The sequence below is a fragment of the Methylobacterium sp. CCH7-A2 genome (assembly GCF_001557075.1).
In the GTDB taxonomy this organism is placed as follows: Bacteria; Pseudomonadota; Alphaproteobacteria; order Rhizobiales; family Beijerinckiaceae; genus Allobosea; species Allobosea massiliensis.
The window spans coordinates 1-1,723 of sequence record NZ_LSKN01000056.1 but is presented as its reverse complement, the minus strand read 5'-3'; the positions used below and the strand labels follow the sequence as shown (position 1 = coordinate 1,723).

The window sequence follows — 1,723 nt, the reverse complement described above, 5'->3', positions numbered from 1 at the left end:
TCGCGCAGGAAGCCGGCTCGATGCTGGCGAAGCTGGTGCCCGACATCAAGAAGACTGCCGAGCTGGTCGAGGAGATCACCGCCGCCTGCCGCGAGCAGGATGTGGGGTCTACCCAGATCAACCAGGCGATCCAGCAGCTCGATAAGGTGACGCAGCAGAACGCCGCGGCCTCCGAGGAGGTCTCCGCCACCTCCGAGGAACTCGCCGCCCAGGCCGAGCAGCTTCAGAACACCATCGCCTTCTTCCGGCTCGACGAGCGGGCGGGCGCGGTCGAGATCGCGCAGCCGGTCGCGAAAGCCGTCAAGCAGCTGCGCGGCAAGGCGGCGACGATGGCTGCGGCCATCCAGCCCCGCAAGCCGGCCGCAGCGAAACCCGCCCGCAAGGCTGCCGCCGGCGGCTTCTCCTTCGACCTCGCCGATGGCGGCGACCAGGACGACGCCGCCTTTCACCGCAACTGACCGCTGACCCCGCCACGATCCGACGCGAGCCTGCGTCGGGTCCGGCCGGGCGACCGGCCATCACCTCCGGAGATCCGCCATGACGTTCTTCGACAACCTCTCGATCCGCAGCAAGATCGTGACGGCGCTGTCCGTCGTGATCCTGGTCATGGTGGGCGCGAGCGTGATCACCCACATCGAGTCCTCGCAGATTCGTCAGACGACGAAGTGGACGGACCACACAGACGAGGTCGTCGAGGCGTCGAACCACCTCCTGTCGGCGATGGTCGATCAGGAGACCGGGCTGCGCGGTTTCCTGCTCTCCGGCGACAACGCCTTCCTCGCGCCCTATCGCGCTGGCGCCGCGGAGTTCGACCGCTGGATCGCCAAGGCCCGGCAGCTGACCACGGACGATGCCGCTCAGCAGGCGCGCTTCGGCGAGATCCAGAAGCTCTCCGAGACCTGGCATCGGGAATCGGCCGACCGCGCCATCGCCCTGATGGCGAAGCCCGAGACGCGCGAGGCGGCCCGCCAGATCGAGATCTCCGGCACCGGCAAGGCCGCGATGGACGGGCTCCGCGCCAAGGTCGCCGAAGTCCTCAGCCACGAGAAGACGCTCTCGATCCCGCGGCTGAAGGCTCAGGAGACCGCCTTCGACATCACCGAGAAGGTCGTCTACGGCAGCGTCATTCTCAACATCCTCATCGCGCTCGGCATCGGCGTGCTGCTGACCCGCACCATCGCCCGGCCGATCACCCGCGTCACCGCCAAGCTGGCCACGCTGGCCGCTCCCGTCGAGACCGGTCGCCGGGACGAGATCGGCCGCATGGAGGGCTGCGCGCTGGCTGTCGAGAACGCCTTCGGCGACATCTCCCGCGTCGTGGCGGCCGTTTCGGTCGGCGATCTCTCGCAGTCCGTCGAGAAGGACTATGGCGGGCTCAGCCAGGATGTCGCCAAGGGCCTGGCCGAGATGACCGCCAACCTCAACGCCACCGCGGCGGTTGCGGATGCGATCGCCTCCGGCGACCTGACGGTGGACGCCAAGCCGCTCTCCGAGAAAGACACGCTCGGCATTTCGCTCGAGAACATGGTGATCAAGCTGCGCGAGGTCGTCGCCCAGTTGGCCGCCGCCGCCGAGAACATGTCCTCGGGCTCTCAGGAACTCTCGGCCAGCGCCGAGCAGCTCTCGCAGGGCTCGACCGAGCAGGCCTCGTCGACCGAGGAGGCCTCATCCTCGATGGAGGAGATGGCCGCGAATGTGAAGCAGAACGCCGAGAACGCGCAGA

The 1,723-nt window shown here is 68.1% G+C and carries 1 protein-coding gene and 1 pseudogene; both read left to right on the top strand.

The genetic code is table 11. From position 1 onward, the window contains the following. Nucleotides 1-458 (top strand): annotated as a pseudogene (locus AX750_RS03990) (methyl-accepting chemotaxis protein); the annotation flags it as partial. A gap of 79 nt (nucleotides 459-537) precedes the next feature. Then, the coding region (locus tag AX750_RS03985; RefSeq protein ID WP_067253534.1) for a CHASE3 domain-containing protein at nucleotides 538-1,723 on the top strand (1,186 nt) is incomplete at its 3' end.